This is a genomic window from Dubosiella newyorkensis (assembly GCF_001945605.1).
Classification (GTDB): domain Bacteria; phylum Bacillota_I; class Bacilli_A; order Erysipelotrichales; family Erysipelotrichaceae; genus Dubosiella; species Dubosiella newyorkensis.
The window spans coordinates 1-568 of record NZ_MPKA01000071.1; the positions used below are offsets into that span (position 1 = coordinate 1).

A 568-nucleotide genomic window follows, 5' to 3' on the forward strand; every position below is an offset into this window, starting at 1 on the left:
CGATATCATCAACACAAAGATGCGCTCGATCTTAGATGAGGCGACCGATCCTTGGGGAATCAAGGTCAGCCGTGTCGAAGTCAAAAACATCATTCCGCCGCACGATATTCAAGAAGCGATGGAAAAACAAATGCGGGCAGAGCGCGAACGCCGTGAATCGATCTTAAAGGCGGAAGGAGAAAAACGTTCTCAAGTTCTCAAAGCAGAAGGGCAAAAGGAAGCGACGATCTTGTCGGCAGTCGCGAAAAAGGAAGCGATGATCGCAGAAGCCGAAGGAAAGGCCAAAGCGATGGAAGCGATCTACGAAGCGCAAGCCCGTGGTATTGCCATGATCAAAGAAGCGAATCCGACCAAAGAATATATGATGCTCCAAGGCTTGAAGGCGTATTCAGAGCTTGCGGATGGAAAAGCGACCAAACTGGTCGTTCCTACAGAGCTGCAAAGTCTTGCTTCTTTCCTTACATCCGCTAAAGAATTTACAAACTTAAAAAGCGAAGAAAAAGAGTGATCTTCGCTTCTTTTTTGTTGTGGTTAGAGCTCTTTTCAGATTTTAAGGAGAGTGATACAA

Annotated in this window: 1 protein-coding gene; it reads left to right on the top strand. The window is 46.3% G+C overall.

The window, feature by feature from the left end; genetic code table 11:
• The coding region (locus BO225_RS07445; RefSeq protein WP_143356792.1) for an SPFH domain-containing protein at positions 1-508 on the top strand (508 nt) is incomplete at its 5' end.
• Positions 509-568: the final 60 nt, after the last annotated feature.